Source organism: Micromonospora sonchi, from assembly GCF_014646235.1.
In the GTDB taxonomy this organism is placed as follows: Bacteria; Actinomycetota; Actinomycetes; order Mycobacteriales; family Micromonosporaceae; genus Micromonospora; species Micromonospora sonchi.
The window spans coordinates 52580-79562 of record NZ_BMNB01000004.1 but is presented as its reverse complement, the minus strand read 5'-3'; the positions used below and the strand labels follow the sequence as shown (position 1 = coordinate 79562).

28 protein-coding genes are annotated in these 26983 nt (G+C 71.3%); 10 read left to right on the top strand and 18 right to left on the bottom strand.

Going from position 1 to position 26983, the window contains the following annotated elements; genetic code table 11:
- Positions 1 to 101: 101 nt before the first annotated feature.
- The 18 genes from IEY61_RS05970 to IEY61_RS05885 all read right to left on the bottom strand — a co-directional run bounded on the left by IEY61_RS05970 (position 102) and on the right by IEY61_RS05885 (position 16988).
- Positions 102 to 677, bottom strand: coding sequence for a hypothetical protein (locus tag IEY61_RS05970; protein WP_229705713.1), 576 nt, complete (start codon positions 675 to 677; stop codon positions 102 to 104).
- Positions 678 to 770: 93 nt separating this feature from the next.
- Positions 771 to 1448 (bottom strand): GGDEF domain-containing protein, encoded by a 678-nt coding sequence (locus tag IEY61_RS05965; RefSeq protein ID WP_189041367.1) that lies wholly within the window; start codon positions 1446 to 1448, stop codon positions 771 to 773.
- Positions 1449 to 1538: 90 nt separating this feature from the next.
- Complete coding sequence (locus tag IEY61_RS05960) at positions 1539 to 2414, bottom strand: winged helix-turn-helix domain-containing protein (RefSeq protein WP_189041365.1); 876 nt, start codon at positions 2412 to 2414, stop codon at positions 1539 to 1541.
- Positions 2415 to 2572: 158 nt separating this feature from the next.
- Complete coding sequence (locus IEY61_RS05955; RefSeq protein WP_189041363.1) at positions 2573 to 2965, bottom strand: hypothetical protein; 393 nt, start codon at positions 2963 to 2965, stop codon at positions 2573 to 2575.
- Positions 2966 to 3013: 48 nt separating this feature from the next.
- Positions 3014 to 3412 carry a hypothetical protein gene (locus IEY61_RS05950; RefSeq protein WP_189041361.1) on the bottom strand — a complete coding sequence of 133 codons (399 nt, stop codon included), beginning with the start codon at positions 3410 to 3412 and terminating at the stop codon, positions 3014 to 3016.
- A gap of 26 nt (positions 3413 to 3438) precedes the next feature.
- Positions 3439 to 3780 (bottom strand): histone-like nucleoid-structuring protein Lsr2, encoded by a 342-nt coding sequence (locus IEY61_RS05945; protein ID WP_189041360.1) that lies wholly within the window; start codon positions 3778 to 3780, stop codon positions 3439 to 3441.
- Between the two features lie 131 nt (positions 3781 to 3911).
- Positions 3912 to 4178: a hypothetical protein gene (locus tag IEY61_RS05940; RefSeq protein WP_189041358.1), complete on the bottom strand. Its 267-nt coding sequence runs from the start codon at positions 4176 to 4178 to the stop codon at positions 3912 to 3914.
- 201 nt (positions 4179 to 4379) lie between these two features.
- Positions 4380 to 4727 carry a hypothetical protein gene (locus IEY61_RS05935; protein WP_189041355.1) on the bottom strand — a complete coding sequence of 116 codons (348 nt, stop codon included), beginning with the start codon at positions 4725 to 4727 and terminating at the stop codon, positions 4380 to 4382.
- On the bottom strand, positions 4724 to 5821 hold the full coding sequence (locus IEY61_RS05930) for a hypothetical protein (RefSeq protein WP_189041353.1): 1098 nt from the start codon (positions 5819 to 5821) through the stop codon (positions 4724 to 4726). Before IEY61_RS05930 ends, IEY61_RS05935 begins: the two co-directional genes overlap by 4 nt.
- 442 nt (positions 5822 to 6263) lie before the next feature.
- On the bottom strand, positions 6264 to 6704 hold the full coding sequence (locus tag IEY61_RS05925) for a hypothetical protein (protein ID WP_189041351.1): 441 nt from the start codon (positions 6702 to 6704) through the stop codon (positions 6264 to 6266).
- 28 nt (positions 6705 to 6732) lie between these two features.
- Positions 6733 to 7449, bottom strand: coding sequence for a hypothetical protein (locus IEY61_RS05920; protein WP_189041349.1), 717 nt, complete (start codon positions 7447 to 7449; stop codon positions 6733 to 6735).
- A gap of 467 nt (positions 7450 to 7916) precedes the next feature.
- Positions 7917 to 8792 carry a replication-relaxation family protein gene (locus IEY61_RS05915; protein ID WP_189041347.1) on the bottom strand — a complete coding sequence of 292 codons (876 nt, stop codon included), beginning with the start codon at positions 8790 to 8792 and terminating at the stop codon, positions 7917 to 7919.
- 208 nt (positions 8793 to 9000) lie between these two features.
- Positions 9001 to 11499, bottom strand: coding sequence for an ATP-binding protein (locus IEY61_RS05910; protein ID WP_189041345.1), 2499 nt, complete (start codon positions 11497 to 11499; stop codon positions 9001 to 9003).
- A gap of 17 nt (positions 11500 to 11516) precedes the next feature.
- Positions 11517 to 13271 carry a VirB4 family type IV secretion system protein gene (locus IEY61_RS05905; protein ID WP_189041637.1) on the bottom strand — a complete coding sequence of 585 codons (1755 nt, stop codon included), beginning with the start codon at positions 13269 to 13271 and terminating at the stop codon, positions 11517 to 11519.
- A gap of 29 nt (positions 13272 to 13300) precedes the next feature.
- Positions 13301 to 14236, bottom strand: coding sequence for a PrgI family protein (locus IEY61_RS05900; protein WP_189041635.1), 936 nt, complete (start codon positions 14234 to 14236; stop codon positions 13301 to 13303).
- 38 nt (positions 14237 to 14274) lie between these two features.
- Positions 14275 to 15189, bottom strand: a complete 915-nt coding sequence (locus IEY61_RS05895) for a hypothetical protein (protein ID WP_189041343.1) — start codon at positions 15187 to 15189, stop codon at positions 14275 to 14277.
- 6 nt (positions 15190 to 15195) lie between these two features.
- Positions 15196 to 15576 (bottom strand): pilin, encoded by a 381-nt coding sequence (locus tag IEY61_RS05890; protein ID WP_189041341.1) that lies wholly within the window; start codon positions 15574 to 15576, stop codon positions 15196 to 15198.
- Between the two features lie 533 nt (positions 15577 to 16109).
- Positions 16110 to 16988: a hypothetical protein gene (locus IEY61_RS05885; protein ID WP_189041339.1), complete on the bottom strand. Its 879-nt coding sequence runs from the start codon at positions 16986 to 16988 to the stop codon at positions 16110 to 16112.
- An 826-nt stretch (positions 16989 to 17814) separates the two neighbouring features.
- On the opposite strand from IEY61_RS05885, the gene IEY61_RS05880 reads away from it, so the two are divergent.
- The 10 genes from IEY61_RS05880 to IEY61_RS05835 all read left to right on the top strand — a co-directional run bounded on the left by IEY61_RS05880 (position 17815) and on the right by IEY61_RS05835 (position 26789).
- A complete protein-coding gene (locus IEY61_RS05880) occupies positions 17815 to 18756 on the top strand; it encodes a hypothetical protein (protein WP_189041337.1) in 942 nt (313 codons plus the stop codon).
- Positions 18740 to 19729 carry a TRM11 family SAM-dependent methyltransferase gene (locus IEY61_RS05875; RefSeq protein WP_189041633.1) on the top strand — a complete coding sequence of 330 codons (990 nt, stop codon included), beginning with the start codon at positions 18740 to 18742 and terminating at the stop codon, positions 19727 to 19729. Before IEY61_RS05880 ends, IEY61_RS05875 begins: the two co-directional genes overlap by 17 nt.
- Positions 19726 to 20592, top strand: a complete 867-nt coding sequence (locus tag IEY61_RS05870) for a hypothetical protein (RefSeq protein WP_189041335.1) — start codon at positions 19726 to 19728, stop codon at positions 20590 to 20592. Before IEY61_RS05875 ends, IEY61_RS05870 begins: the two co-directional genes overlap by 4 nt.
- Positions 20589 to 21140 (top strand): DNA cytosine methyltransferase, encoded by a 552-nt coding sequence (locus IEY61_RS05865; protein ID WP_189041333.1) that lies wholly within the window; start codon positions 20589 to 20591, stop codon positions 21138 to 21140. The genes IEY61_RS05870 and IEY61_RS05865 overlap by 4 nt, the downstream gene beginning before the upstream one ends.
- Complete coding sequence (locus IEY61_RS05860) at positions 21109 to 22017, top strand: hypothetical protein (protein ID WP_373293101.1); 909 nt, start codon at positions 21109 to 21111, stop codon at positions 22015 to 22017. The genes IEY61_RS05865 and IEY61_RS05860 overlap by 32 nt, the downstream gene beginning before the upstream one ends.
- Positions 22014 to 23174: a DNA-methyltransferase gene (locus IEY61_RS05855; RefSeq protein WP_189041329.1), complete on the top strand. Its 1161-nt coding sequence runs from the start codon at positions 22014 to 22016 to the stop codon at positions 23172 to 23174. The genes IEY61_RS05860 and IEY61_RS05855 overlap by 4 nt, the downstream gene beginning before the upstream one ends.
- Entirely contained in the window at positions 23171 to 23629 is a 459-nt protein-coding gene (locus IEY61_RS05850) for an XF1762 family protein (protein ID WP_189041327.1), read from the top strand. Before IEY61_RS05855 ends, IEY61_RS05850 begins: the two co-directional genes overlap by 4 nt.
- 88 nt (positions 23630 to 23717) lie before the next feature.
- The gene (locus IEY61_RS05845) at positions 23718 to 23984 is read left to right on the top strand and encodes a helix-turn-helix domain-containing protein (RefSeq protein WP_189041325.1); all 267 of its coding nucleotides are present in this window, start codon (positions 23718 to 23720) and stop codon (positions 23982 to 23984) included.
- A 94-nt stretch (positions 23985 to 24078) separates the two neighbouring features.
- Entirely contained in the window at positions 24079 to 25545 is a 1467-nt protein-coding gene (locus IEY61_RS05840) for a tyrosine-type recombinase/integrase (RefSeq protein ID WP_189041324.1), read from the top strand.
- A 131-nt stretch (positions 25546 to 25676) separates the two neighbouring features.
- Positions 25677 to 26789, top strand: a complete 1113-nt coding sequence (locus tag IEY61_RS05835; RefSeq protein ID WP_189041322.1) for a DUF3800 domain-containing protein — start codon at positions 25677 to 25679, stop codon at positions 26787 to 26789.
- Positions 26790 to 26983: the final 194 nt, after the last annotated feature.

Sequence of the window (26983 nt, the reverse complement as noted above, 5' to 3'; positions counted from 1 at the left end):
ACGGCTCGGACGATGACCGGTACGATCGACGCTCATCTCTGCACGAAGGTCAAGTCGTCTCGCGTGGGACCGAGGCCGGTCGCGTTGATCTCTGGTGTGCGTTACGAGTTCGGGGTGGGCCGGCTGGTGGCCTGGACGAGGCGCGTCAGCCCGGAGCGGGTGGCCGGGGCGTCGTCGTGGCCGAGGGGTTTGTCGATGCAGACCACGGGACGCGGTTCATCCCGCTGCCTGGTGATCTGGTAGCCGCGGCGGTCGGCGTCGACGGCGTCGATCCGGCGGACCTCGTGGATCTCGTCGGGGGCGACGAGCACGTCCTCGTAGCGGACGGCCCATGCCAGCAGTCGGAGTCCGGGGGTGGGATCGGCGAGCAGGTCGGCGATGAGGCCGATATCGACGCAGGCCGCCAGAGAAGGCCGGCCGACCGGCCGGTCAGCGCGCAGCGCGGCGGCGAGGTCCGGCAGGAAGTCCGCGAGTCCGGCCCGGTAGCGGCCCAGGCGGGTGCCGTTGAGCGGAAGGTGGGCGACGCGCATCTGGCGTCGCGTGCCGCTGGCCGCTGACGGGGCGGGCCGGTCCTGGACGAGCAGCAGCAAAGGTGGTTGGCCCCAGCCGAGGAGGTCGGCGTTGGCCTCGACGTCCAGGAGGCACCCGGTGAGGGTGTGGACGGCGTTGAAGGACATCACGGTGGTCGGCTCCTTGACGTGCGTGAGCCCCGCAGGCTGGCTGGCCTGCGGGGCTCCAGGGGGTTGCAGAGGGCTTGTCGGTGGAGCGGGTTACCGCAGGTCGCGGTAGCGGGTGCCGCCGTCCGGGGTCGGGTCGTGGCCGGGGTCGTGGGCGTGGGCACTGCCGGGGGTGCGTTTGGCCAGGTACATGGCCTGGTCGGCGGCGTGGAGGAGGTCGCGGGGCAGCATGTGCGGCTCGGCGGCGGCGTAGCCGACGCTGGCGGTGATCGCGATCCGCTGGCCTTCGATGTTGTACGGGCTGTCCGCGACGCGTCGGTGAGCGGCCTGGGCGGCGGTCTCGACGTCGTCGTGGTCGCCGTGGACGACGAGGGCGAACTCGTCGCCGGACAGGTGGACAGCCAGGGCCACCGGTGGCCCGATGGTGACCAGACGCTGGCCGACCTCGTACAGCAGGTCGTTGCCGGCCTCGTGGCCGTGGGTGTCGTTGACCTGTTTGAACCGGTCGAGGTCGATCAGGACGAGCCCGAGCGGCTCCCCGAGCGAGAACATGGCCTCGAGCAGGTTTCGCAGGGCTCGCCGGTTCGGCAGGTCACTGGTGTCGCTGTGGGTGGCCAGGTGATGCCAGTAGGACCGGTCCCGATCGCGGTCGGCTAGGGCCCGTCGCTGGTGGTGGATGATTCGCCGCTGCCGCATGAGCAGGGCCGCTGCGGCGGCGAGGCCGGCGAGGACACCGCCGGCCGCCGTCAGGTAGGAGTACAGGTGAGACACTCGGCATCGCTCCTTGGATCTGAAGGAGCACCGGGGTGGGCGTGAGCCGCCAAGTTCGACGCCCACCCCGGGCTACCACGGGGTGTGGGATCAGTCGTCGGTCTTCGCGGCGAGTTGGAAGGCCGCCGGCCTCTCGACCACATGGACGGCCACGCCGTCGGCGACGAGCTTGTGCACGGCGTTGACGACCGCGCCCGCGCTGGCCTTCGCCGAGCCGCTGCCCTCGTTGGCCGCGTCAATGGCCTTGCAGAGCTGGCTGGTCCGCAACGGCTGGCCGGGGTGGGCTTCCAACACATCGCGGATGGCCCCGCGCAGGGTGCCCTTGGACCGGCGGGGCTTCCCGCCGGTCGGCGCGTTCGCGGCATCTTCTGGGTCGTTGGCCATGACCGCGTCGTCGCTGCCCGCCGGGTCGAGGTCCTGACCGGAATCCGCCTGACCATGGGTCTCTGCGGCGGCTCCGTCCTCGGCTCGAGCCGGGGTGGCGTCGCCGTCGGGCTCGGTCGTGGCCTGTTCGCTGCTGCTGTCGTCCGGCCGAGGTGGCGCGTCCTGCGTTGACGGCTGATCCTGGCCGGCCGGCGATGTCACACCGTCGGTGAGGTCGCCAGTGGGCACGCCTTCCGGCCCTGTCGGCACCGTGGTGCCAGTGTCCTGCTCCGGCGCGGGGGACTCGTCCGGGTTGTCGGGATCTGGGTCGGTGGCGTTCGTGGTGGCGTGCGGCGGGTCGTCGCTGTCGCCGCTGGCTGTCGCGTTGGCCGGCCGCCGCCAGAGCGTGCGCCCGTCGTCGGCGCGGAACGCCTCGGCCTGGCCGGCTTTCTCCAGCAGGCGCAGGCGTTTGGTGGCCGTGGAGTAGCCCACCCCGGCCTGCTGGGCGATCGCGGCGGCGGTGTCCTGGCCGAGTTCCGCCAGAGCGGCGGTGATCCGGTCGAGCGCGCTGGGCGTGCCGGTCTGCTCCGGTTCGCTGTCCATCGTGTCCTCCTCGTTGGTCGTTGGTCGGTCCGTGGTGGTGTGGCGTGCACTGATGCACGCTTCGACGGCGCCCCGTGATCAAGTGCGGTGACCGGATCTCGGGACGCCGTTGACGCTTGCGGTAGGGCCTTCACGCCCGCGCGGGTGGGCCGTGGGGGTTATGGTTGGCCGAAGATGCGGTCGCAGCGGCGGGGGTCGATGGGCCGCCAGGGCAGGCCCCAGCCGATGCGGTAGCGCCCGTCGGTGGGATGGGCGAGGTGGACGCCGCCGCCGAGGGATGCCGGCCGGGCGATGGTGAGGATGCGGCCGTCGAAGTCGACGGTGCGCCAGTCCCCGCCCACGTAGTTGGCCATCGCGGTGAACGTCTGGGCCAGGGCCGTCACGGCTTCGCGGTCGAGGGTGAACTCGCAGGCGCCGTTCCACCAGCCGAGCACGGTGGCCCGGTAGCCCTCGTGGTAGCGGTGGAAGCCGGGGACCGGCTCGTAGCGCAGCCACCGGCCGGAGAACACGGCCGTGTTGCCCCGGGCCGGCTCGTAGTCAGCAGTGGGCATTGGCCACCGCCCTCGGCCACCGGGCCGGGTCGAAGTAGCGGTGGTCCATCAGTGGTTCCGCCGGGTCGCGGGGGTGAGGATGGCCTGCCAGGCGGCGTAGGCGATGACGGCCGCGGGACGAGCGGTGCTCGTGGTGTCCAGGGGCACCGGCTGGCCGTCGACGGCCAGGGCGTAGCCGGGTTCGCGCCACAGGTCGTCCCACAGCACCGAGACAGCCACCGTGCGGCCGGCGATGGAGAAGCACCCATACAGCAGGTACGGGGCGAAGGCGCCCGGGTGCCGGTGCAGCAGATACTCGGCGTGGTCGAAGGGCTGGCCGACGGAGGTCGCGACGTCGGTCGCGATCTCCCGGTACCAGGAAACGACTATGGACTCGCCGACGGTCACGGTCGCGGGGATGGTGTGGAACTCGCCTGCCGGTCGCGGCAGCGCATCGATAGCGCGCATGTCTCTCGTTCTCCTTGCGGTGAAGGTCAGTGGGCGGCGCGGTAGGCGGCGCGGACCGTGTGGGGAATTGGGCCGTGGCTGCGGTGCGATGGCAGCCCCAGCTGCTTCTGGTGGGTGGCCCAGAAGTCACGGACCTCGGCGGCGGCGCGGCGGCTGTCGCGGACGCCGCTGCTGCGCGTCGCGGCGCGTTTCGGGAGCCGGCGGCCGGCCGCGTTGTACGGGGCGAGCGCCTCCCTTAGCCGCGCCAGGTTGTGCGGGGCGAGGTCGATCTCGTAGACGACGCCGTCGAGGGCGAAGCGGTAGGTGCCGACGTTGTCCGTGCTGTGGTCCAGGTCGTCAGTGACGACGACGGTCATCGTGGTTGCCATCAGGGTTTCCTTCCATCCGGTACGGCAAAGGCCCAGACGCCGGGCATTGGCGCCGGGGCAGCGGTGAGGTGCGGGTAGGCAAGGGTGAGGTGGTGCCGGAACGGGGTCGCGTCGCCCGCGTTCGTGGCGGTTCAGTCCCAGTGGCCGCCGATGACGACCGCGAGGTGGACGCCCTGCGTGGGCGCGTCGGCGGGAGGGTTCTGCGGGCCGTAGGCGCAGTGGCAGTCGGTCTGTCGGCACTGCTCGGTGAGGTCCGCCAGTTCGACGTAGGAGATGGGGACAGGTTCGCCGAGGTCGATCAGCACGGGTTGGCCCAGTGCGGGTTCGTCGCGGTGGCGGCGGATGATGTCGTTCAGCCGCTCGACGAGCTGTTCGGCGTTGGGTGAGGTGGAAACCACGGCGGGACCTTTCAGACAAGGCACCCGGGCACGGCCACATGGCCGCGCCCGGGCGCGCGGTGGGCGCGTGTTCGGCCGGGCATCGGCCGGAGCTAGCGTGCTGTGGGATGTCGGGAACGGACCACGGTGCGCGCTTCGCGCCCTGGTCATTGCGGGAGCACCGCTCCCGAAGCCGGTGCTCCCTGTTGAGGGGCTGTTGACCTACTCGGGGTCAAGGATGGCGACGGCCCGCTGGAAGAGCCGCTCGGCGAGGTTCTCCAGCGGTGTCGGGCTGGTGCTGCGGTACGGCGTGGCAGGGTGCCAGGCCGAGGGGGGTTCGTCAGCGAGTGCGGTCCAGGTCATGGCGGGGGTGAGGACCTCGACGAGGGCGTGGCTCTGACGCAGGTAGGGGTCGCGGTGGATCCGGACCCGCAGTCGGTGGCCGCTGCCGGTGCGGCGGATCTCGGTGAGGTCGTAGCCTCCCCCGCGTTCGCCGAAGCTCCGGTCCACCACCGTCAAGCCGTGTGGGGTCGTATCGGCATCGTCGGTGGGGGTGCTGCCGCCGGTCACCGTTGCTCCTCGTTCTGCTGTTCTGGGGCGGCGGCGGTGTGGGAGACGGTGGCGAGGTTGCTCGCGGCGAAGCGCAGGGCAACGACGGCGTCGGTGAGTGATGCCCGGATCGCGGTGGCGTCAGCGTCGTCGAGGCCGTGGCTCTCGCTGCCGCGTGGGCTGTCGGCGAGGTGCTGGAGCCCGCCCATGAGGGTGTGGGTGAGGTAGGTCAGGGAGGTGGTGAGATCGGCGAGGTCGTGCGGGGTGGGGATGGCGGCGGATCGGGCCGGGCCGAGGCAGTTGGCCAGGTAGCTGGCGGTGGTTCCGAGGATCCGCGCGGCGCTGTGGGTCAGCTCCGGGGTGAAGCCGGCCTCGTCGCCGAACGCCGATCCGACGAGTTCACCCAGGTGCTCGGGAGACAGTTCCCGCGGCACCTGCGCTACGGCCGGGCTCGCACTGTTCCCGCCGGGTCGCTGCTCGTCGGCTCGCGTTCCAGATGTTGCTCCGTTCAGGGTGGCGAGCGTACGGATGAGGGACCAGGCCGCGCCGGTCGCCTGCGCCGACTGGGCGGACCAATCGGCGGCGTCGCGCAGCCACACGTGGATGTCGGCGGCGGCGTCGATGGCCTCTTCGTTGTCGTCGTCGAGACCGGTGAACTGGGTCTGCCGGGCCTGGTCGAGCAGGTAGGACCCGGTCTGTGCGTGCACCCGGGCGAGGAGCCGGTTGGTGCGGTGCAGGTATCCGAGCAGGGAGGCGACGTCGGCGGCGTTGGGCAGGCTTAGCAGCGCGCTGAAGGGCCCGGTGGCCGTGTGTAGCCACCGGTTCAGGTGCTCGGCGGCGGCGATGGCGCTGCCCAGTCGGGCGGGGGTGGAGGAGCCGTTGAGGGCGAACAGGTCGGTCATCGTGTTGATCCAGGCGCTGGTTGCGCTGTCGATCCGCAGTTGGTCCTCGACGAAGGCCGCCGGGGAGAGGTTGCCGTCCGCGTCTGGGCAGATGGGCCGGTTGTCCGCGAGGTGCCACCACGTGCCGCCGCTGCGGTAGGCGCTGGTCCAGTTTTCGGCGGGCTGGTCTACCACCGGCTCGTGGCAGACAGGGCAGATCGGAACTTGGATCATGGTGTGTTGTCCCTTCAGACAGGGTGATATCGGCGGCCAGGACTTGATCGCCGTCGGCTTCGATGGGGGTGACCGGCGGCAGGTGACCGGCGCTCGCGGGTGTCGCTGCCGGTGGTGGCCGTGGAAGAGGGAAGGGCGGCCGTGTCGCCGGCCGGTGGCGCAATGGGTGCCCCTGCCTGAGGCGGCCGGCGGATCACACGCCAGGCGCGGCGCCTGAGGTACGAGGACTGGAGCCTGATGTCCGAGGCAACGAACCTGGGTCGGCGGGTCGCGGCCGAGGTACTCGGCGAACACCGTCCGTAGGAATCGCCCGCTGGTCCGGGACCTCTGGCGATCGCGGTAGCCCGCTGGATCTGCGGTGGTGGCGGGGCCGACCGGGCAGCAGCGCGCATCCTTCGGGTACAGGGATGGCGGCTGCTGGCCCGATCGGTTCCGCAGGGTGTCAGTGCGAGGCGCGAAAGCGCCCGCGGCCGACACCGGCAATGACGGTGCCGTCGACGTAGTCGACGACGAAGGTGCTCCAGCCGGCGTTGACGCCGGACTGGATGAGGTGGAGCAGGTCGCTCTCCGGCCCGCGTAGCGGGATGTCGCCGAGACGACCCGGGTACAGCCGTCGGTAGCGCCTGCCGGTGAGCTCGCCGGCTAGCACCGGTGTCTCCTGCCAGCCCAGAAGGCTGCAGGTGACGGGCCGCAGGCGGTGGTTCAAGCCCACGGAGGTGCTGGTGCCGGACAGGTAAATCTGGTGGAACTCGTCGTGCATCACACTGAGCGCCGGTGGCGCCGGGTGTGATGCCTCGCGGTTGGCCGTGCCCCGGCGCTGGGCGCGGAGGCAGGCGTCGGCGAGTTGCTCGACCTCGTCGAGCAGGAACATGACGCGGCCCATGGCTGTGTCCTTCCTGTCTCGGCCGGCGTCAGAGCGCGACGGCGAGGAGCCGCTGATTGGGGTCGATACCGGCGAGCAGGCGGTGGGCCTGTTCGAGGTAGGTCACCCGGTCGGCCATGGCGTCGCTGGCCGGGGCCAGCTTGGCTCCCTCGATGGTGATCAGCGCGTCGGCCGCGACCGCGGTGAGCGCGCTGTGGTGCTGGTAGGCCATGGAGCCGGCCTGGTACATCTCCAGTTCGCCGAGGGCGATCTGCCCAGTGCCGTAGGTGGCGGCGTTGTGCATCCGGATCGCGTTGACCCGGGGCTGATGGTGGAAGTCCGCCGCTGCCGTGTCGTAGGGGTACTTGGTTGGGTCCGCCAGGTGGCGGGTCTCGTAGACGTGCCACGGGGTGGCCGGCCTGGTGCCGTGCACGACCTGGCTGAACAGTTGGTGGCGGATGGCCGCTCCCACGCTGGCGGCGTGGCGCATGCCGTGCAGGTCGAGCAGTTGTACCGGTCCACCGGCGCAGTAGGCGGGACGGCCCTTGCGCAGTCCGAACATCTGGCCGCGCTGCCACAGGTACATGGCGGGGCTGGCCCAGAACCGGGGCGACAGATTGCCCTGCACGCCGAAGTGGCGGTCGAGTTGGTGTGCGGTCAGGGACTCACGGGGCAGGTCGTCCGGAACGCAGACGATCATGGTGCTGACCGTCGGCGTCGGCGTGGCAGCCGGTGGGGTGGCCTTGCGGGCCGGGTTCTTGGCCATGGGGTCCTCCTGGGGTGTGGGCGCGCGTCAGGGCGCGCGGAGATGACCGGCCCACCGGGTACGTGGGTCGGTCGAAGGGGAGAGGTGTGGTGCGGGGTGATGCGGTGCGACCTGGGGTCGCCGCGCGGCGCGGTGCCGACCGGCCCTGATGGGGCGGGTGGGCGTGGCGCACCGGTGGGTGCGGCGGTGGTTCCGAAGGTGGGACCGAACCGGGTGGAGATATATGTGGGTGCTGTTGGTGCCGTGAAAAGTAGCGGCTTGTTCTGTCAGGCCGCTGCGGCGACGCGGCCGCCGAAGAACGGGGTTGACCTGCACTGTGAGACGCTCCGGCCCCGCGCTGGGCCGTCGTCGGCACCGACCCTGTGAGACTTCGGGCCTCTCACAAACAATCTTGGTTGGTGACAGACGCAGCGAGTAGTCGACCTGCACCGCCGAGCGGTCGGTGCCGCTGACCTGCGGTGTGAGTCCTACAGGTCGTCGAAGCGCTGCGGGTTGGTGATCGTGTCGGGGCCGTGGTCGCAGGGCAGTTCGTGCAGGTACCTGCGGTGGGTGGGGTCCGAGACGAGGGTCCACACCCGGCCGGCCGGGTCGGGTCCGTGCACGGCGGTCGCGATCGGGCTGGCGGTGCGTAGTCCGGCGAGCACGCCGAGGAGGCTGGCCTCGCGGCGTCGGCTGGGAACCCAGAGCAGGACCGGGTAGCGGGGTCCGAAGGTGGTGAGGCGTTCGTAGCCGCGCAGCTTGGCCACGACCCGGGCGAGGTTCTCGGTGTCGTTGTCGTGCTCCAGGAAGAACCCGGTCGCGGTGTCGCCTACCGTCCACACGCCGTGGCCGTCGGGGCGGATGCCGGACTGGGCGTAGACGATGGTGGCGTGCTGCTCGGACCACCACCGTGACAGCCGGACGGTGTCGGCGCGGCGGGCGGTGGCCAGGAGGTCGGTGAAGAACTGGTTGACCCCGAGCAGGTGGTTGACCTGGCCGCTGGCGGCGATGCGCTTGGCGCGTTCCAGGGAGCTGCGGGGCGCCTTGCCGCCGGGGCCGTTCGGGTCGTGGTAGCTCGTCGGGTGTAGTTGCAGTCCGACGGGCCCGAGGGTGTAGAGCAGGGATCCGTAGCGGCCGTGGGCGCCGCTGCGGCCGAAGCGGTGCAGCACGTCGAGGCGGTGCAGGATCGTCAGCCGCCGCTGCGCGGTGCGTTGGTTGTCGAAGAACGCGTGGGTGATCTGGTCGGTGGACAGCAGGTAGTGCTCGGCGAGCAGGGCCAGCAGGGCGTGGTCGCGGGGGACGATACGACCGAAGACCGCCAGTGGGTCGGGTTTGCTGGAGAGGGACGGAACACGGGAATACACGGTGTTTGCTCCTGGGGAAAAGGGTTCCCTCCCGATCGGGAGGGGTGTCTGGAACGGGAGAGGGCAGCGCGGAGGGTCTGTCAGGGGGTGTGTGCGGCACTGACAGCCCAGCTCAGGGGTGTGGGGCAGGTGCCGGGCGGTCACCGGTGGCGATCCTGGTGACGAGCCGGTTCGCGACCCGGTCGACGCCACCGCTGCCCCAGAGTGGTCAGGTGCGGTCGCTCTTCGGACGGTTCCGCCGATCGTCGGGTTTGCGGCTGAGTCGCTCGACGAGTTCGTCGACGGCGCTGGTGTTCTGCGCCGGTACCGCCGCGGCGGCGGCCTGGCGAATAGCGGTCGCCTCGCCGACGACCGGCTTCGGCGGCCGGGTCTTCATCGTGAACGCCGGGGTCTGGCGGCCGTCGACGACCAGCCGCGCGGCGGCGGTGTACGCGTCGAGGTGGGCGAGGTCGTGCTCACCCAGCTCGGGCAGGGTGTGCCGGGACAGCACCTTCGCGTCTTCCGGCGCCACCGTGAAGTACACCTTGTTGCGGGCATTGGCGGACGCGGCGGAGAGCAGATCCCGGGGGAACTGGGCCAGATCCTGGTGGGCGAGTACGAGTGACAGCCGGTACTTACGGGCCTCGGCGAGCATCGTGTCGAGAGAGTTGGCCAGGGTGAGGAAGTTCTGCGCCTCGTCGATGATCAGCGTGGCGTCGCGGCGGCGTTCGGATGCGGTGGCGGCGCGGGCGGTCGCGGCTTGCCACACCTGCGCGAGGATCAGGGAGCCGAGGAGCCGGCTGGTGTCCTCCCCGAGAACACCCTTGGGGATCCGGACGAGCAGCACCCCACCGTCGAGGACCTTGCCCATGTCGAAGCTCGACTTCGGATACCGCATGGTGCGTTTGACGAAGTCGCGTAGCAGGAACGATCGCAGTCGGGCGAGGACCGGACCGATGACCTGGGAACGGAGGCTGTCGTTGAGGCTGTCGTACCACTGCCAGAAGCCGCTGAGCCCGGCCGGGTCGTCCAGGTCCACCGTCATCGCGGACCGGAACTGTGGGCTGTTGAGCAGCGGGGGGATGTGCTGCAGGGTGACGTTGTTGTGCCGTAGCAGGGTCAGGCACGCCACCCGCATGACGTCGTCCATCCGCGGCCCCCACGCCTTCTGGAAAATGTTGCCGAAGATCGACACCAGGTTGTCGACGACCAGGTCAGGGTCGTCACCTTCGAGAGGGTTCAGCGTCGGCGGATTCTCCTGGTCGGGGTCGAAGAGCACGACACGGTCGGCGACGCTGGCGGGCAGCCGGTCGAGGATGTCCAGGACCAGGTCGCCGTGCGGGTCGATGACCACGGTGCCCCGGCCGGCCTTGATGTCGTCGAGGGCCATGTTGACCAGCAGGGTGGTCTTCCCGGAGCCCGTCGAACCGATCACATGCATGTGATACCTCGCGTCCGCCACCGACAGCCCGACACTGTGGCCACCGACTTCGGCGTCGCCGAGCATCTTCACCCCACGCCCTCCGCCGGGAACGGCGACCGGTGCCGGCATGGACGCCGCCCGGGCCCGGTCCAGGCCGGGCACGGCGAGGTCCTGCGGCAACGCTGCCAGGGCGGCGAGTTCCGGGGCGGAGGTGAGGAATCCGGGGCCGAGTCGGCGGGCGGCGAGGACGGCCACCGGCGCGGGCATCCGGGCCCGGTGGGTGAGCCGGTTGCGGCCGGTGTGGATGGCGAACGCGGAGGCGAGGGTGTCGGCGATGCCCCGTAACCTGCCGACCGGGTCGGCACCGGGCCGCTGGTTGGTGGTGGCGACGGCGTACCGGATGCCGGTCTGCCACATCGGGTGCGCCGTCTTGTCCAGGATCGCCCGCACATCCCGTTCCACGGTGGGATCCCGGCGGGCGGCGGGCGTGGTGGTCCGGCCGCCCCCGCCGGTGCCGGGGAGGAACGCGTCGATCAGCCACAGCAGCGGCGCGGCCGGGTTGATCGCCGGGACAGCGGTCCTGCCGGACCGTAGCCGTCCGGCGGCGCGGCGGGCTCGTGCCACCCGCCGGGGGGTGGCCGGGCGGGCGAGGATCTGCACGCACGCGTACTCGCCGGGTTTGAGCTGCGCGCCGGCCGACATCAGCGCGCGCAGAGGGTCGGCGTCGTGATCGGTGGCAAACGGTAGCCACTCCGCGAACACCGGCAGCAGATGCCCACCGGTGGCGGGGTACGCGTGCAGGGGGATCGGCGGGGGTGGGTTGGTGTCGGTGGTGGTGGCCGAGCTGGGCCACGCCGCCCGCACCGCCGCCTCGACCGCCCCTGCCGGGACGGTGCCGGGCACCCAGATCGAGATGAGCAGCTGCCGGCCCGACCACGTGTACTGCCACACGACGTGCGAGGTGCCGTAGAGCAGACGCCGCCGCCGCGACGGGGTGAGGACGCCGGCGAGGTTCGCCCACAACGCGCCCGCGCTGCGTGGGTCGACCTCCGGCGGCGGTGCGATCGTCACGAGCCTGGCGCCGTGGGCGTGGTGGCGGTGCCGCCGGATCTCGACCAGGTTCCGGGCTCCGACCCAGACGGCCAGCAGCCCGGCGGCGACAGCCGCCAACCAGGGCCGCTGTGTGGCCCACGCGGCGGCGTCGACCAGGGCGGCGCCGCCTCCGGTAGGAGGCGGATCGAGATCGGCACCCGGCCCGAATGTGGGGCTGGGCGCCGGTGGCGGCGACAGGAGCACGGATCTCACGGCGTCCAGAGGTGGTGTCACAGGTCGTCCTCCTCGTCGCCCTCGGCCAGCTCGGCCGGGTTCGTGGTGCACAGCGCGTGCTCCGCGTCCGAGGAGATTGACTCGAAACTCGTCCTGTTGACGCCGGAGATCAACAGGCCCTGGCCCCGGCGGGCTGACAGCAGCAGGCGTCGTTCGCCGCCGGTGAGCCCGAACGCCTCTCCGACGGCGTCGATGGCTTGCGGGGCCTGCCGTAGCAGCACCTGGGTGGAGGCGTTGGACACCACGGCCTGGCCGAGGTCGGTGCTGAGCACGTCGGCGGCGTCCTGGGTGATGACGGTCAGCCCAGCGTTGCGTTTGCGTGCCGCCTTCGACATGCGGAACAGGAAGCGGGCGCCTTCGCCGTCGCGCATCAGCAGCCACGCCTCGTCGACCACGACGAGCCGCCGCTGCGACGGCCGTCGCGGTGTGTCGACGGTGCGCCAGATCGAGTCCAGGGCGAGCAGGGTGCCGACGGTGCGTAGCTCATCGGGCAGGTGCCGCAGCGACCATACGACCAAATGTCCGGTGGGCGTCTGGGTGGTGGGGGCGTCGAACAGGTCGGCGAAGCTGCCCTGCACCCAGGGCGCGAGCCGGGCGGCCAGCGTCGCGGCGGCCGGGTCGTCGTCGGTGCGCAGTGTCTGCGCGAGGTCGCGCAGGAGCGGCGCCGACCGGTGGTGGGTGGCCGGATCTGCGGTGATGCCGGCGGACCGGTAGACGGCGAGGATGGCCCGGTCCAGGGCCGCCCGTTCCGCCGGTGGCGGCTGGTGGCCGAGCAGCACGCTGATCAGGGTGTGGAGGAACAGCCCGCGGCGGGTCAGCGTGTCGGGGCGGCGGTCGCCGACGGGCAGGTCGAGGGGGTTGATCTTCACACCGGGTAGGCCCAACCGGACGACGCTGCCGCCGACGGCGTCGGCGAGGCGCAGGTACTCGTCCTCGGGGTCGACCACGGCGACCTGCACACCCTGGTAGAGGTTGCGCAGGATTTCCAGCTTCACGAAGTACGACTTCCCCGCCCCCGATCGGGCCAGGACGATGGAGTTGTGGTTCTCCTGCGCCCATCGGTCCCACCAGACGATGCCGGCGCTGGCCGGGTTGACCCCGTAGAGGACACCGCCGGTCGTCGGCGGGTCGCCGGGCAGCGGAGCGGGCAGGTCCGGGCTCGACAGCGGGAACGCGGCGGCGAGGGCCTGCGTGTCCATGGTGCGCAGCATCCGCAGCCCGTCGGTGGCCAGGGGCAGGGTGGTGGTCCACCCGGCCAGTTGCCGCCAGGTCGCCGGCTGCACGTCCAGCAGGGTCGACGCGGCGGCGGCCCGGACCTGCGCGCACGCCTGCACCAGTTCGGCCTCGGAGCGGGCGTGCACCGTCAGGTACAGGCCGACCCGGAACAGCTTCGCCGCGCCACGGGCGAGTCGTTCGGCCAGGTCACCGGCGTCCTCGGCGGCGGCGTCGACGTACGGGTCGGCCAGCTTGCCCCGGTCGGAGTCGGCCCGCCTCGACGACTCCAGGCGGGCCCGCTGGGTGCGCAGCCGGGCGGCGGCGATCGGCGCCGGCAGCGGCTCGATGTGCAGGGCGAGGTCCAGGCGGCCAGGCCAGGACAGCAGCGGTTCCAGCCACGCGCCGCCGACTTCGGCCGGGTAGCCGGTCACCACGAGGGTGGCGGCGTACCCGTCGCCTACGCGCAGCCACCGTGGGGTGACCTCGACCGTGGCTGGCGCAACTGCCGACGCCAACGAGGCCGGCTGCGACTGCATCCCGTCGCCAGTGGCCCCTCTGTTCCTGATCATGATGTCTTCCTCTTCTTCTTCGTGGGGGCAGGGGATGGGGCGGTGGTGATGACGGCGTCGGGCGCGGCCAGGCCGCCCGGCCGCGGTGGCCGGTAGGGGTCGGCGGCGGATGCCAGAGCGGCGGTGACCGCCGGTCCGTCCAGCACCCGTGGGCTGACGCCGAGGCCGGATAGCGTCCGTGCCGTGTCATCGGCGCGGCGCAGGGCCGTGTGTGGGGTTCGCTCGCCGGCCGCCGTGCGGTGGACGATCAGGACCTGCCGGCGCAGCGGGTCCCGCCGGGTGGCGAGGTCGGCGAGGAACGCGGCGTGGTCGGCGCATGCCGCCCGCAGTTGCGGGTGCGGCTGGGCGTCCGCGGCCGCGGCGAGTGCCCGGCCATGGGAGGCTAGGTCGACCGGCTGCGCGGACACGACGATCTGCGTGGGCGTCGACAGGCTGTTGAGCCACCTGCCCCAGCCCTCGATCAGGGCCGCCTGCTCGGCGGGGGTGCGCAGGGCGAGGTTCACCGTGGTGGTGCCGACGATCGCCGCCCGATCTGCGCCGAGGCTGATCTGCCCGTCGTCGTCGATGGCGTCGGCGGGCAGCCGCAACGGCGCCGGCAGCGGTACCCGGCCACTCTTGGGCGTCTCGACCCAGTCCGCCGGCCCGGTATCCGCCGCGACGCTGGCGTTGGACAGCGAGCGGGGGGTGCGGGTGTGGCGGAGCGCGTGCAGTAGCCACACGTCCATGGACAGGCCGTCGCGGCGGCCGAGCGCCAAGCCGATGACCAGCCCGCCGAGCACCACACCCGCGCCGATGAGGACTGGTGCTGGCACGACATCGTGCAGCGTGCGCCACGCGGCGTAGAAGAGCAGGGTGCCGGTGGCGACGATCGCCAGTTGGTGGAACGTCAGGCCGTAGGCGACCTTGTCGGGGGCGTCGACGTCGGCGGGCATCCGTGCCCTGGTCAGGTCACTGTCGGGTTCGGATCGGGTCATGTGATGGTCCTCCGGAGGGTGTTCAGGCCGGGGACGGCGCGGGTGAGTTGCTGGACCACGACGACGCGGACGGCCGCGCCGAGCATGTTCGCGGTGCCGCGTCCGCTCTGGCCCGCCCAGCGGGCCATCAGGGTGGGGATCTTGACGGTGGTCCAGAGCAGGACCACGACCACCAGGAGGTTGAGGGTGCCGCCGGGGTCGGCGGGCAGGCCGAACACCGGCAGCATGGCTGCCGGGTCGAGGAGCGCCTGCTCGCCTGCGGTGAGGAAGAACGACTGGGCGATCGGGATCGCCAGGCATCCGGTGTAGGCGCGCCACCACAGCCGGGCGAACGGGTCGGTCTGTGGCAGCGCGTGGCAGGCCAGCGCCAGCGGCGCGATGCTCGTCAGCACCAGCAACGCAACGAACCGGCCGATCACCTGGAACGCGGTCGTCACGATCAGCACGGTGATGATGAGGACCAGGACCAGGAACAACAGCGGAACGGCGTGGTCCTTCGCCGCCGTGAGGTGCGTCTGGATCGCGGTGAACGCACCGTCGCTGTCGGAGCCGCCCTCGCTGATCGCCCCGGTCAAGGCGTTGGCCGCGTCGATGAGCTGGGCGCAGGCCAGTTGGGAGAAGTGCGCGGCGGTGAACCCGACGACCAGCCGGGGGAGGAGGTCCTTGACGGTGTACCGGGATTGTTCGCCGCCGCCGGCGACCATGACGAGCACGCCGGCGGCGACGAACGCCAGGACGAAGACGGTGTCCACGATCCAGACCGACCGGCCGGTGAGAGCCTGCACCTGCGGCAGCGCGGTGACCTTCGGGGTGTGGAGCAGGATGCCGGTGATCAGATCGAAGATCGCGGTGAGGCAGGCCAGGATCGCCGTGGTGAGCCAGTCGAGAGCCTGGTCGAGGATCCATCCCATGACGTCTCAGCCGCCGACGATGCCCTGGATGATCTGCAGCAGGATCGGCGCGAGGACCGCCAAGCCGTAGCCGATCAACGCGTTGCGCAGGGCGAGCTTGGCCTTCTCCACCTGCGACGGGTCACCACCGGCAGTGGCCCAGTAGACGCCGGCCAGGACGAGGTAGAGGGTGGCGATCGCGGCGAGGATCCCCATGACCCAGGCCTGAAGGTTGGCGATCACCACCGGCAGCGAGTTCGCCGCCAGGTATACGGCGCTACCGGGATCGGCGTGCGCGGCGGCCGGGATCGTGAAGGCCAGTCCTGTGCCGGACAGCGGCACGGCCACGCGCAGCGCGAAACGAGCGGCCCGTCGGGTTGTACGGATGTGAGTGGGGGTGCGGGACATTGCGGTTCACCTCCCGCCGCGCCCCGGGGCGCCGAACGGCGTGACCGGGGCGCGGCGATTGCTCGAAACGGTCCACAGGGGCCGCCGCCGGGCGTAGGTGAAGGAACGAACGACACCGCGAGCCTCGGGAGGAGCTCGTCCTCCCTTAGGGGTGGGTTGCGGTCATCAATGTGGTGTCAGCGCATCAACGTGGCGCGGCACCCGAGGCACGCGGATCGTGGTTCCTCGTGTCGCCCGGCGGCGGGCGGGACCACCGAGCAGCGGTGCCGCTCGGGGAAGTCCCGCACCCCCAAACCGGGTCTTGTGACCTGTGGCGAACACTTGCCGCGCTCCCACGCCGCTCACAACCCTCGGGGCGAAGACTCACAGCGCAGGTCAGGGCTGCTGAACTGCTCTTTCTCCGTTGGAGCGTGTCGGCTGCCCGACAGTGGGTGCTGCCGGACGGTTTCTGTCAGGGCGGAGGCAGAAACGGCTGTGGCCCGACGTGGTGCACGTCGGGCCACAGATGCTGCGCTCGGTGGTGCGGGAAGCTGTCAGGCAGCTGCCGCAGCCGCCACCTGGCTGGTTTCGCGGCGGGCAGCCGCAGCGCGGCCTGCCCGTCGCTGACCGCGCTGTTCGGCTTGCCTCCGCAGTTCCGCGACGGTTTCCGGCGACGCGGCCCCGGTCAGCAGGCCGTCGGCGAGGGCTTCGGCGATGCGGCTGTCGATGCGCGAGAGCCGCATGCGCAGGGCGTCCACGCTGACGCCGTTGGCGGCGGCGATGGGCTCGATCGCCCGACGCCCGAGCCGGACGTCGATGTAGGCCTGCTCGTCTTCCGGATCGAGGATCCCGAGGCTCATCGCCCGCCGGACTAGGAGGTCCGGATGCCCGTACGGCACCCGCGGGGTCCGTGGGCCGGCGGCGACGTGCTCGATGTCCTCGACCGGCAGGTACTCCTGCTGCTGCAGGCGCAGGTCACGCCCGGCCCGCCACGCCGCCCGGCACAGACTCGCGTACGGCGCCGGTTTCGTCAGGTCCACCCGATCGCGTAGCGCGGTCAGGAAGCCGGTCAGGATCTCGGCGTCGATGTCCGCCGGGTCGCCGTAGTAGCCCTGGCAGAGTCGGGCCGCGTACTGCTGCAGGGCCGGCATCGCCATGCCTGCCGCGGCGACGACCCAGTGCGGCCCGTCGAGGCGGGCGCGGCGGATCAGCTCCCGCCACACCTCGTCACGCGCCGTGTAGGCACGGGGGTGGCGCAGCAGCCAGTCCCGCAGCGCGGGCAGCGGCATCACCCGCTGCGGCAGACCGGTGTCGGGACCGAACGCCGTGCAGTCGAGCACCAGCGGCGCGGGTTCGCACGTCAGCGCGGCGAAGGCGGTCGCCGCGGCGTCAAGGGCGGAAGTGGGCCAGTCCGTAGCGTTGGACACGCTCATGTCAAAACTCCTGTGACAGCGAAGGGATTCGATGACCGCCGCCGACGTTGTCGCGGCGCAGCGGTGGCATCGATTCCGCCACACGAGCCTCACAAGCCTCTGACAGAGCTGCTCAGACCCCCGATCACCGCCCTGCGCCCGGCTCCTGTCACAGGCACACCCTACCCGTATTCATCGAATGTGATCGCTGATAGAGGTTCTGGCAAAGGCGGGCTGACCTGGCCTGTGACAGGTTGACAGAACCCGTCAGGCACGCGCGCGACGACGCTGTCACCGGCTCAGCTCGCAGCCCCGTGACACGACGCCGACGACACTCACAGCCTCGGGAACGGGAACCTGTGACAGTCCGGCTGGTGTCACCGGTCGCCGTCGGTCGGCCCGCGCCAGTTCGTCGGCGGCACCTCCGACAGCGGCAGAAGCTCTGCCACCGTTGACACGGTCAACCTGTGACAGGGTCGCCGAGCCGGTGAAGCCGGGCCGCCCCCGGTGACACTCACACCACTTCTCACAGTGCTGGTCAACGCGGTGATCCACGCCGACGCCGCGGCGTCCCCACGGACCGAGACCGGCATCCTCTGCCTGTTCTGTCAGTAACGGACGGTAACTGACAGAGGGGGTGGAGTTCAGGCTCCGCCCGTCGCAGCCCAGCGGCTGCCGCTGGTCGTCGCCACGCGAAGTCGGCTAGGAAAAGCCGTCCGAACCGGGACGAGCCGCCACATAGTGAGCGTCTGTGAGCGGCGGTGAGTGCGGCAAGTGTTCGCCAGGGATCACAAACCCCGGTTTGGGGGTGTCAGCGCTTCACGGCGCGGCGCGGAGCCGACAGCACATGAGCGAGCACACGCCGCACCAGAACAACCAGGCCGACCACACCGAGCCGGCCGACCCCACACTCATCGACCTGATCGCCGGCGACCCGCCGGTACCGATCACGGTCTGGCGCACGGCCCGCACCGACGCCGAACACCACACCAGCCTGCCCGCCCGTCTGGCCTACCGCCTCGTCGCCGCCTACAGCCGGCCCGGCGAGGCGGTCGTCGACCTCACCACCAACCACGCCCTGACCGCGACCTGTGTCAAGGGCGAGCGCGCGCACCGCCGTGCCTGGTTCACCGACACCAGCTCCGGCCTGCTCATCGGCCCGGCCACCACCAGCCGGCCGGCGGCGACCGACGCCGCCCCGCTTTCCTCACCCGCGCCCGATGACGGCGAGGACGACGACGTACCCGAGCTGATCGAGTGGTTCGGCGACGACCTCACCGACCCCGACCTGCCCGGCATCGGCCCCGACACCGCGGTCGTCCGGTCGGGCGACGACGGACCGCTGGACTCGGTCACCAGCCTGGTGGTCGCCTCCTGGCCGCTGCACGAAACGGACACGACCGCCCGGGTCCGGCTCGCCTGGCTTCTCGCCGCCTGCGCGCGGCTGCTGCGCCCCGGCGGCTGCCTCGTGCTCGTCGTCGGCGTGCCCACCGGTACGCAGCCCACGCCCGAGGACTTCGGCCCCCTCGTGGCCGCCGCCTCCCGCGCGGGGCTCGGCTACCTGCAGCACATCGTCGCTGTCGAGGCCGGTACCGACGGCGACGAGTTCGTCTACCACGTCGTCACCGATGAGGAGCTGCTCACCCTGGCCCACGCCAACCCCGACCAGTGGGCCGTCGCGCACCTGCGGGTGCACGCCGACCTGCTGGTCTTCACTCCACGGCAGCCCAGCCCGGTTGCCGGGCAGCGACGGCGCCGTGACCGCGACGGTGGTGACCGCCGTGCCTGAACCCACCACCACCGGACACCCCGACCCCAACGAGCCGAACACCTTCAGCCCCGCCAGCGGGGACTACCCGGGGCGGCACCGCGAGTACGACGGCCGCCACCGCGCCGACTCCGACGGCCTATCTGTCTGGGCCACCGCCCAGTCCACCGGACCCGTCCAACGACGCGGCCGGCACGTGCCGGAGTCGGTCAAGCATCCCGCCCGGATGCTCCCGGCGATCGCCGCCCACGCCATCGCCGCCTACACCCAGCCCGGGGACCTGGTTCTGGATCCGATGTGCGGCATCGGCACCACCCTGGTCGAGGCGATCCACGCCGGCCGCGACGCCTTCGGCATCGAGTACGAGCCGCAGTGGTCGAACATCGCCGACGCCAACATCCGCCACGCCCACGACCACGGCGCCACCGGACGGGCGTCGGTCATCCGCGGCGACGCGACCCGACTGACGTCCCTGGTCCCGACAGCCCTCACCGGACAGGTGGCCCTCGTGGTCACCTCACCGCCGTACGGGCCCACGGTGCATGGCCTCGTGCGCCCCGGCGCGGACGGGGTCGTCAAGTACGACGACCGGTACAACGACGGCGAGGACCGAGGCAACCTCGCCTACCGCGACCTGACCGGCCTTACCGACGGATTCGCCCAGATCCTGGCCGGCTGCGCCACCCTCCTGCGCCCCGGCGGCATCGTCGTGGTCACCGCCCGACCCTGGCGCAAACACACCGAGCTGATCGACCTGCCCAGCGCCGTCATCGCCGCCGGCCGGCGCGCCGGCCTCGCACCGACCGAACGGTGCGTCGCCCTCCTCGCCGCCGTCCGCGACGACCACCTCGTCGCCCGGCCGTCGTTCTTCCAACTCCAACAGGTCCGCAAGGCCAGGGCCGCCGGGATGCCGATGCACCTCATCGCGCACGAAGACGTCCTGATCTTCACCAAACGACCATCACCGCGGGACGGAACCGGGGTGGTCGCGTGAGCGCACCCACCCACCGCTTCCTGTCGCTGGGCGCTGGCGTGCAGAGCACCACGCTCCTGCTGCTCGCCGCCCAGGGCACGATCCCCGGGTTCGACGCGGCGATCTTCGCCGACACGTCCTGGGAACCGGCCGCGGTCTACCGCCATCTGGACCGGTTGACCGGCATCGCCCAGGCAGCCGGCATCGAGGTCGTGCGCGTCAGCACCGGAGACATCCGGGCTGACGCGCTCGACCCGGAGCACCGCTTCGCGTCAATGCCCCTGTTCACGCTCGGGCCGAACGGTCAGCGGGGCATGGCCCGACGGCAGTGCACCTCCGAGTACAAGATCAAACCGATCAAGGTGGAGGTGCGGCGCCGGCTCGGCTACCCGCACCCGACGCGGGTGCCGGCCGGGGTGCGGGCGCAGATGGCCATCGGGATCAGCCTGGACGAGATCGGCCGCGCCCGCGATTCGGACGTCGGCTACATGCACAACGTCCACCCGTTGCTCGACCTGGGCTGGCGGCGGACCGACTGTCTCCGATACCTGACCGACCAAGGCCTCGGGGACACCCCGAAGTCGTCGTGCGTGGGGTGCCCCTTCCACGACGACGGCTTCTGGGCCGGCCTGCGGGCGAACAGCCCCGCGGAGTGGGCCGACGCGGTCGCCTTCGACCGGGCGATCCGCAACGGCTCCGCGAAGGCCAATGCCGACGGGCACCCGCTGCGCGGGCAGTTCTTCCTGCACAGAGCCCGGGTGCCGCTCGACGAGGTGGTGCTGCGCCCACGCCCACGGCCGGCGGACGCCCCCGGTTGTGGGCCGTGGACCTGCCCGCACGACGCGACGGCACCCGCCGCCGCGGGGCGTGGGGAGGTGGCGTGAACGGTGAAGCCACCGCCGCCCCACGAGTCGGTTCCCTGTGCAGCGGGTACGGCGGGCTCGACCTGGCCGTCGAGCTGGTGCTCGGCGGCCGGCTCGCCTGGTACGCCGAAACCGACCGACACGCCAACACCGTCCTCGCCCACCACTGGCCCGGCATCCCGAACCTCGGCGACATCAGCGCCGTCGACTGGGCCCAGGTCGAACCCGTCGACATCCTTACCGCCGGTTTCCCCTGCCAGGACATCAGCAACGCCGGCAAACGCGTCGGCATCACCGGCGCGCACTCCAGCGTCTGGAACCACGTCGCCGCAGCCGTTCGCGTTCTTCGACCGCAGTTGCTGTTCGTGGAGAACGTCGCTGCCCTCCTACGGAGAGGACTCGACGTCGTCCACCGTGATCTGGCCGCGATCGGGTACGACACGAGCTGGCTCTGCCTACGCGCGTCCGACATCGGCGCCGCCCACCAGCGGGACCGGCTGTTCCTGCTGGCCACCCCCACCCACCGCCGCGGAGGGGGTGCGGACGTTGCCGACACCGTGTGCCCGTGACGGCAAGGGCCCCGGCCACCAGTACGGGCTGCCCGACCTGGTCGAGCCGACCGGCACCCGCCATCACCTGCTGCCGACACCGACCGCGGTGACATACGGGTCGAACAAGTCCCCCTCGGCCGGGGCGACCCGTCGGCCCAGCCTTGCCGGTATCGCCGGGCAGTTGCTGCCCACGCCCACCGCGGGAGGCGGCACCGGCTATATGAGCGGCACCCACCGTGACACCTGGCGACCGACCCTGGAATCAGCGGTCCGCGGCTACCGGCCGCAGCGCGGCGGGAAGCCGACGACTCCGCCGCTGTTGCCCACCCCGCGTGCCAGCGACACCGGCACCCCCGGCCGGCGCGCTGGTGCCGGATGGCGGCCACCGCTGTCGCAGGTGCTGCTGCCCACCCCGAAGGCCACCGACGGCACCAAGGGCTGCCCAGGACAACGTGGTTCACACGGGGACCTCACCCTGCCGTCGGCAGCGGTGCGGGTGCCGGCCCGGATCCTGCCCACTCCGCGCGCCTCTGACGCGCGGGGACCAGGCCGGCACGGCGACGGCGGCGCGGACCTGCGCACCACCGTCGCCGGACTCGGTCAGCCCGACGCCGACCGGTGGGGCGTCTACGCCGACGCGGTAGCACGCTGGGAGGTGCTACTCGGCCGGCCGGTGCCGGAGCCGACCCAACCCGGGCAGCACGGCAAACCGGTGCTGGCACCGCCGTTCGTGGAATGGCTCATGGGCCTCGACCAACAGTGGGTCACCGACCCGGTGCTCGCGTTGCCGCGTACCGGCGCGCTGCGGGTCCTCGGCAACGGCGTCGTCCCGCAACAGGCAGCCGCAGCGTTGCGGCTGCTGCTGTGCCCGCACCGGTGGGCGGTGCCAACATGACCGATCCCACCTCACTCGAGGCCTACCGGTACCGGAAGGCCGGCCCGGTCGAGCTGTATCTCGGCGACGCCCGGAAGGTGCTCGCCGCGATGCCCGACGGCAGCGTCGACGCCATCGTGACCAGCCCGCCGTTCTGGTCGCTGCGGGACTACGGCACCGGTGCGTGGCACGGCGGCACCCCCGCCTGCCCGCACCCGCTATCTGCCGGGCAACGCCGCGACGGCGCGTCGTGCGGCCGGTGCGGGGCGACGTGGGCAGACCCGCAGTACGGACTGGAACCCACCGTGGGCGAGTACGTCGACCGCCTGGTGGGGGTGTTCGACGAGGCGATGCGGTTGCTCAACCCCACCGGGACGCTGTGGCTGAACCTCGGCGACAGCTACACCGGCGGTACCCGTCGAGCCCACGACACCAGGGGCGGAATCACCGGGACACCGGTGGTGTCCGCGCTGTTGCCGGCGAAGAACCTGATCGGCGTGCCCTGGCGGACCGCGTTCGCACTGCAGGCGCGCGGCTGGTGGCTGCGCAACGCGGTCATCTGGTCGAAGACCAACCCGATGCCCGAGTCCGTGACCGACCGGCTGAGTACCGGCTACGAACTGCTGTTCCTGCTCTCCAGGTCCCATTCCTACTACTTCGACCTCGACCCTATCCGGATCCCGCTGGTCCGGCCGGAGGCCGCCGACGGGACCCGGATCATCGGCGGGGCACGCAAGGGCCGCACCGGCGGGATCGGCGCGACCGCCCGCCGCCGCGGCGCCACCGCTTACGGCGCCGGTAAGTACGGTGCCGAGGAGGTCCAGGTCGAGCCTCGGGCAGGGCGGGGCAACCTCGTCCCGCTCGGGCACGCCCACACCGCCGCCCATCCGAAGGGACGCAACCCGGGGGATGTGTGGCGGATCGCGACCCGCCCCTACCGTGGGTCGCACATGGCCCCCTTTCCGATCGACCTGCCGCTACGGGCGATCGCGGCCGGCTGCCCACCGGGCGGCGTCGTCTTGGACCCGTTCTCCGGCGCCGGGACGACCGGGCTCGCCGCGCTGCAGCTCGGCCGCCGCTACGTGGGGGTCGACATCAACGCCGCGTTCCACGACGAGGCGATGGCCCGGATCGTCCCGTACCTGCCCCACGACCTGTCGAACGAGGAGAGCGGGTGAACCTACGGACGGTGCCGGTCACGTTCGCCGAAGCCTGCGGCTTCGTCGCGGACTGGCACCGCCATCATCGGCCGCCGCGGGGGCACAAGTTCAGTGTCGGCGTGGCCCGCGACGACGTCTTGGTCGGCGTGGCCGTCGTCGGGCGTCCCGTGGCGCGCAGGCTCGACGACGGCCTGACCCTCGAGGTCACCAGAGTGGCGACGGACGGCACTCGTAACGCCTGCTCTCTGCTGTACGGGGCGGCGTGGAAGGCCGTCCGGGCGTTGGGCTACCGGCGTCTGGTCACCTACACCCAGGACGGGGAGAGCGGGGCCAGCCTGCGGGCGGCCGGGTGGCGCGTGGTCGCCTCCCGGCCGGCGCAGCCGGGCTGGTCACGACCAAGCCGCCCCCGCATCGACCACGGCACCGCCGAGATAGGCCGGCGTCGGTGGGAGCCAACCGAGCCAACCGGCTGACCACCACCAGCAAACCCCCACCATCCCGAGAGCCCGCCACCACCACGGTGGCGGGCTCTCTCCCTCTTTGCACGAAGGACCGAATCCCATGGACAGCAAGAAGGCCAGCACTCCCCCAGAGGATCCGCCGGTGTGGACCGTTGAGGGCATCCGGGCACTCGGAGCGGTCACGGACGTCGCGACCGTCGGCGAGATCTTCGGCATGTCCCGCAGCAGCGCCTACGAGCTGGCACGCCGCGACCGTCTGCCGGTGCCCGTGTTGCGGGTCGGCTCCCGCTACCGGGTCTCCGTCGTCGCGATCCTGGCGGCCCTCGGCGTCCCCAGCGACCCACCGCCCCCACCACCGACGACTTGATCACCCGGCCGAAACGAGCGGTGATCACCACGCAACGGACACCCGACAATCCGATGCTCGCCAGAGGGCGGCGTCGGCGAGGAGCGAACTCGTCATGGCAGACGGATCCATCACCAAACGCTGCGGTTGCCGACAGAACGGCAGACGCCTCGGCGCGCAGTGCCCCAAACTCCGCCGCGGCAACGGGTGGAACCCCCACCACGGCACCTGGCGCTACCAGCTCGAACTCCCCCTCGACGCCGGCCACGGGCGGCGGCAGTTGCGCCGCACCGGGTTCGACACCCGCGAGGCCGCCGCCGCCGAACGCGATCACGCCCGTGCGCTGCTCGACCTCGCCGGCCGCGACGAGATCCAGCGCCGACGGATCGCCGACCTGCTGCAGGCGTGCAAGCCCCAGCAGCCGCTGCCGGACCGCGACCACGTGGCCCGCCGCATCCGCGCCGACGTGCCCGTCGACACCCGGCTCACCCTCGGCGAGTACCTCGCTGAGTGGATCACCAACCGGGTCAGGCTGGCACCCGCGACCCGGCGCAGCTACCAGGACCACATCAGCAAGTACTGGACGCCCCACCTGGGGCAGGTAGCGCTGCAGGAACTCACCGCCGCGCACATCGAGTCGGTCTTCGCGACGATCGAGGCCCGCAACGACGAGATCCGCGCCGCGAAGGCCAGCCCCGTGAAGGAGATCCGCGAGGCCGTCAAGGGAATCCGCACGGTCGGCGACGCCAGCCAGCAGCGGATCCTCGCGACCCTCCGCAAGGCCCTCAACGACGCCCGCCGCCTCTATCACCACAAGTTGGTGGACCACAATCCTGCCGAGTCGGTCGAGTTGGCCTCCGGCAGGCCGCCGAGACCCCGGCTGTGGACCGACGCGGCGGTCAACCGGTGGCGCCGCACGCGGCAGCGGCCCAGCCCGGTCATGGTCTGGACGCCCGTCCAGGCAGGCCAGTTCCTCGACTTCGCCGAGGCCGAGGACCCCGAGCTCTATGCCCTGTTCGACGTGGCGATCCACCGCGGCCCACGCAGGGGCGAGCTGTGCGGTTTACACGACTACGACGTCGACCTGGAGGCGGCAGCGATCACCATCACCGGTCAGCGCACCAGCGTCGGCTACCAGGTGATCGAGAAAGGGGTGAAGTCGGCGGCCGGGGACAGGATCATCGACCTCGGCGACGAGACCGTCACGAGTCTGCGCCGGTACCTGTTCCGCCGGGCGGCGTGGAAGGTCGTCGCTGGCGACACCTGGGCCGACAGCGACATCTTCTTCGTCCGGCAACGCGACGGCCAACCGTGGCACCCGGAGACGGTCACCGGCCGATTCGACCGGCTCGTCGAACGCAGCGGCCTGCCGCCGGTACGGTTCCACGACCTCAGGCACATCGCCGCGACCCTGATGCTCGCCGCCGGAGCCAGCATCAAAGAAATCCAGGACACTCTCGGCCACTCGTCCTACAAGATGACCGCCGACATCTACACCTCCGTCCTCGCGGAACTGAAGAAGACGACCGCCGAGGCCACAATCAAGCTCATCCCTCGCAGAAACCGACCGAAGGCTGCATAACGCCACGTCGAGCGCCATCGCTGGCCGGCACCCCGATCGATCAGTGTCGCCGGCCAGCGATGGCGTTGAGCCTTCGACGTCGCGGGTTCCACGGGTCTTCAGGCCGCCACTGATGCGAGCGCCTGTGAGCCTTGACGCGACCTGAGAGCTATGTCGGCCCGCATCGCTGGGTGTCGCGACAGCGGCGCGAGAAATGCCGCGCGGGATCTCGCTGCGGTCGGCACAGTGGTGTGGTGCCCGACGAAGCTCCCACGGTCTATGCCGACGAGTCCAGCAACTCCGGGGAGAACCTCGTTGATCCCTATCAGCCGGTGTTCGCCGTGGCCGCCGTGCGCTTGAGCGCCGTCGATGCACAGGCGATGGTGCAGTCCGTGCTGGACGCGGTGCCGCCGCGGCAGGGCGAGCCGAAGTACGGGTCGCTGGCGAAGAGCCGGCAGGGCCAGGCGGCGCTCATGTCGGTGCTGCCGACCCTGGGGGAAGATGCTGCGAGCGCGTTCGTCGCGCACAAGCGATTCATGATCATCTCGAAGATGGTCGACTATCTCGCGGTCGAACTGGCATGGGCGGCCGGCCACGACATGTACGCGGACGGTTCCGCTGTCGGGCTGGCGAACCTCATGCACCTGGCCGGTCCCGTGTTCGGTGACGAAAGCGCCTACGAGGCGATGCTGGCGACCTTCGTCAACGCGATCCGACCCAACCAGCCGACCACCCTTGACGATCTGTTCGATGCGATCGAGGCGTACCGCCGGACAACCCGGGAGGGCCTCGACACGCATGTCGGCCGTCTGCTCGCTGCGCGTTGGCACGCCCAGGATCTCGTCGACCTCATAGACGCTCGCAAGATCCGCGATGTCCTCGATCCCGCCGTTCCGTGCCTGATCGAGCTGTGTCGTCACGTCGGGGCGGCCATCGGCGAGTTCCACCTGGTGCACGACTCGTCGAAGACGATCAACCGGCACCTTCCGTTGCTGCTGTCGCTCGACCAGGTTCCGGCGGTCACGCCCGGCCTCCCAGCGCAGGCGTTGCCGGTCGTTGACATCACCTTCGCCGACAGCAGCACGACACCGCAGTTGATCATCGCCGACTGGGTGGCAGGTGCCGTCCGCCAGGTCGGACAAGCGTGGGCGACGGGCACCGACGATGATCCGTTCGTTGCGCAGCTCGCCCCCCTCGCAGAGCGGTGGACGGTCGGCGGGGTGTGGCCGAACAAGGATCTGATCACGATGCCGCGACGCATCTGATCCCGGTCGTACCGCGTCCCGCCTCGCGGACTCACCCGGTGCCGGGGCTGCACCGTGATCAGTTGACGCTGGCCTTCTGCGGTCACGACCGGGCGAGGTAACGGATCCTTTCCCGTTTAGGGCGAAGATCCGGGGCCCAGGGGATTTGCCCCTCACGGATCTCAGAACCCGATCTGTCGCACCCCCTGGGTAGC

Bases quoted from the DNA above. Each gene is read 5' to 3' on its own strand.
- IEY61_RS05890 (WP_189041341.1), bottom strand. From the start codon at position 15,576: ATGTCCCGCACCCCCACTCACATCCGTACAACCCGACGGGCCGCTCGT.
- IEY61_RS05895 (WP_189041343.1), bottom strand. From the start codon at position 15,189: ATGGGATGGATCCTCGACCAGGCTCTCGACTGGCTCACCACGGCGATC.
- IEY61_RS05900 (WP_189041635.1), bottom strand. From the start codon at position 14,236: ATGCCCGCCGACGTCGACGCCCCCGACAAGGTCGCCTACGGCCTGACG.
- IEY61_RS05955 (WP_189041363.1), bottom strand. From the start codon at position 2,965: ATGCCCACTGCTGACTACGAGCCGGCCCGGGGCAACACGGCCGTGTTC.
- IEY61_RS05880 (WP_189041337.1), top strand. From the start codon at position 17,815: ATGAGCGAGCACACGCCGCACCAGAACAACCAGGCCGACCACACCGAG.
- IEY61_RS05845 (WP_189041325.1), top strand. From the start codon at position 23,718: ATGGACAGCAAGAAGGCCAGCACTCCCCCAGAGGATCCGCCGGTGTGG.
- IEY61_RS05950 (WP_189041361.1), bottom strand. From the start codon at position 3,412: ATGCGCGCTATCGATGCGCTGCCGCGACCGGCAGGCGAGTTCCACACC.
- IEY61_RS05855 (WP_189041329.1), top strand. From the start codon at position 22,014: ATGACCGATCCCACCTCACTCGAGGCCTACCGGTACCGGAAGGCCGGC.
- IEY61_RS05960 (WP_189041365.1), bottom strand. From the start codon at position 2,414: ATGGACAGCGAACCGGAGCAGACCGGCACGCCCAGCGCGCTCGACCGG.
- IEY61_RS05885 (WP_189041339.1), bottom strand. From the start codon at position 16,988: ATGAGCGTGTCCAACGCTACGGACTGGCCCACTTCCGCCCTTGACGCC.
- IEY61_RS05930 (WP_189041353.1), bottom strand. From the start codon at position 5,821: ATGATCCAAGTTCCGATCTGCCCTGTCTGCCACGAGCCGGTGGTAGAC.
- IEY61_RS05840 (WP_189041324.1), top strand. From the start codon at position 24,079: ATGGCAGACGGATCCATCACCAAACGCTGCGGTTGCCGACAGAACGGC.
- IEY61_RS05920 (WP_189041349.1), bottom strand. From the start codon at position 7,449: ATGGCCAAGAACCCGGCCCGCAAGGCCACCCCACCGGCTGCCACGCCG.
- IEY61_RS05970 (WP_229705713.1), bottom strand. From the start codon at position 677: ATGTCCTTCAACGCCGTCCACACCCTCACCGGGTGCCTCCTGGACGTC.
- IEY61_RS05945 (WP_189041360.1), bottom strand. From the start codon at position 3,780: ATGGCAACCACGATGACCGTCGTCGTCACTGACGACCTGGACCACAGC.
- IEY61_RS05905 (WP_189041637.1), bottom strand. From the start codon at position 13,271: ATGCAGTCGCAGCCGGCCTCGTTGGCGTCGGCAGTTGCGCCAGCCACG.
- IEY61_RS05925 (WP_189041351.1), bottom strand. From the start codon at position 6,704: ATGGGCCGCGTCATGTTCCTGCTCGACGAGGTCGAGCAACTCGCCGAC.